The sequence below is a fragment of the Aliterella sp. E5.1 genome (genome assembly GCF_057473825.1).
The window spans coordinates 1-1,465 of the sequence record NZ_JBYCCV010000360.1; the positions used below are offsets into that span (position 1 = coordinate 1).

Sequence of the window (1,465 nt, forward strand, 5' to 3'; positions counted from 1 at the left end):
TTAGTGATTATTGGTTTAGGAGTGGCATTAAAATCATATGAAAAACCAGTATCAGAATCTTATAAAATTTTAGAAAGTTAAGGTTATACGGAGATTGTTTTTACTGGTGAGAATTTCTTCTCTTGTACTGAATATGAGGTTTTTAAGCATGGATTTAAAGCTACAAGTATAATAGGTAAAGAAGTATCGGGTACAGTTTGTTCAGGCTTTTTAGGAAGTTCTACTATTAGATTGAAATAATCTAATTGACTCGCCTACTTTAATTAAAAGACTTAAGCGACTATGAAACCCGCCTTAAAAAAATTAAGGCGGGTTTTACACTACATATTCTTAATCTGGTAATGGCTCAGACGTGTTGATAAGGGATTAAATTAGCAGTCCAAACTCATAACGGTTGATAAATAACCCAATTACTAGATCGTGCATTTCAGTAGATTTGGAGAAGCATATTGTTTTACGTGCTAAACGTTTAATCCTCGTTCTTAAAGTTAAATGTTTGCGTTCAATTTTTTGAGTGTTAGACTTGCCAATCGTATGTAGCTGCTGCTCTAAATATCGTTGATAAGAACCCCATCCATCCGTAAAAAATCGTGTGATTCCAAAGGGTTGGAGTAGTGCCTTTAATTGCACAAAGGCAGAGTCTTCATGAGGCGCAAGTACATAAGCTAGTATTTTACCGGAAGCATGGTCTATGGCGTGCCATAACCATCTTTGGTGTTGCTTGGACTGGACAAAGCTCCACATTTCATCCATTTCTGCTTCTTGTATACGTCCCAAGCTGACATCGATTTGGGTTGAGTTGGTCGCCTGCAAAAATTGTTCGTTCACAAACTGTAATTGGGGATTTTTTTTTAGTTCCTGAGTTACTGTATTACGGCTAATTTTTAACACCCTCGCAGTATCTCTCATTCCACTTCCATTCATTGCCATATCAGTAATTTGCTGCTTAACTTTAGGTAAATAGCCCTGATAGGTATATTCCTGGATAAATGTGCGGCGACAACATAACTTATTTTGACACTGGTAACGCTGCTTTTTTTGTGCTGTTTTCCCATGTCTGACTACGTTGATACTGCCACAATTCGGGCAGGGAACTGGCTCTAAAACCATTGCTGAACTCGCAGATTAGATACTTTATCTGATTGCAGCACAATTTCGGAGCTGGATCAACACGTCTGAGCCATTACCCATGCGCTTCTTCCTGTTGGATAACCTGGTAAAAGTCATGAATATGCTGCGGGTCAATATAGCCGCGATAACGCTTTGCCTGAATTAGATAGAGCCTCCCAGCGATTGTTACGCGCCCGTCTAAACCACCATCATTGCTATATTTAAAGTTACGTTCAATGTCCGTCCCACCCTTGCTCATGGCAGCAGGTCAGCAACAATTCCTCAAAGGCATAGGGATTCATCTGGCGAAGGATAGCAAGTGCTTCTGGAAGTTGAACAACAGTTATGCGATCTC

The 1,465-nt window shown here is 39.5% G+C and carries 2 protein-coding genes; both read right to left on the bottom strand.

Going from position 1 to position 1,465, the window contains the following annotated elements; all coding sequences use genetic code 11:
• Positions 1-366 precede the first annotated feature (366 nt).
• A complete protein-coding gene (locus AC2VE5_RS27245; protein ID WP_486890659.1) occupies positions 367-1,110 on the bottom strand; it encodes an IS1 family transposase in 744 nt (247 codons plus the stop codon).
• Between the two features lie 73 nt (positions 1,111-1,183).
• Positions 1,184-1,369 (bottom strand): restriction endonuclease, encoded by a 186-nt coding sequence (locus tag AC2VE5_RS27250; protein WP_486890660.1) that lies wholly within the window; start codon positions 1,367-1,369, stop codon positions 1,184-1,186.
• Between the last annotated feature and the right edge of the window lie 96 nt (positions 1,370-1,465).

What these genes read in the sequence shown, in the direction of transcription:
- AC2VE5_RS27245 (WP_486890659.1), bottom strand. Translation starts at nt 1,110, where the DNA reads ATGGTTTTAGAGCCAGTTCCCTGCCCGAATTGTGGCAGTATCAACGTA.
- AC2VE5_RS27250 (WP_486890660.1), bottom strand. Translation starts at nt 1,369, where the DNA reads ATGAGCAAGGGTGGGACGGACATTGAACGTAACTTTAAATATAGCAAT.